The following is a 623-nucleotide window of genomic DNA, read 5'->3' as shown; positions in this document are numbered from 1 at the left end:
CTCTTTGCCATTTCTACGACTAAGGAAAGACGGGTACTCTGCAGGACAGCATATTCCATAAAACCGCTTATATTAACAACGCCGGTAATATGTATGTCACCGATCTCTGGAAGGTCTTTGTTAAGGGCTGCCCCAGGACGTAAGGAACCAGTATCACCAATTATGTTTCCAACAGATTCAGTTTTCCCCAAAGATGCATCCACCGCAATGATAAATGGATTGTTGTGTTGCAAATTTATAAGTTTAATATAGTTGCTTCCATCTTCAGCTCTTATTCAGAATCACAGAGAGATGGGCATTTCAGAAGTGGGCTTGCAAGGTTTGCAGACAATTCTAAAGGTAAGAGCAGTATTTATGATGCATTAGATGCAGGTCTGAAAGCTAAAGTTACCTATAAAATTAATGGTAAAAACTTTATTGTTTACAACGGAGCATTCTTTAGTTTGGCACCTACACTTAACGAAATTTATATCAACCCGAGAATGGTAGATTATGTAACTCCGGGAGTTAAAAATCAGATCATCAATTCAAATGATTTAAGTTATATCATGAGAGGTCAGGTTGTAAAATTAAGATTGACTGGTTTCTATACTACTATAAGTAATTCTACAGAAATTGCAAGA

General features: G+C 36.8%; 2 protein-coding genes. One reads left to right on the top strand and one right to left on the bottom strand.

Annotated features, from left to right (window positions below):
• A partial coding sequence (yyaC, locus tag ABEA81_RS42430; protein WP_345613734.1) for a spore protease YyaC occupies window positions 1-233 on the bottom strand: 233 nt, incomplete at its 3' end.
• Between yyaC and ABEA81_RS42425 the strand changes: the two genes are divergently transcribed.
• Window positions 228-623, top strand: a 396-nt coding sequence (locus tag ABEA81_RS42425; protein ID WP_345613732.1) for a hypothetical protein, incomplete at its 3' end; no start/stop codon positions are given. The genes yyaC and ABEA81_RS42425 overlap by 6 nt on opposite strands.

It is taken from the genome of Pseudonocardia adelaidensis (assembly GCF_039543345.1).
In the GTDB taxonomy this organism is placed as follows: Bacteria; Actinomycetota; Actinomycetes; order Mycobacteriales; family Pseudonocardiaceae; genus Pseudonocardia; species Pseudonocardia adelaidensis.
This window is presented reverse-complemented; position numbering and strand designations above follow the sequence as displayed.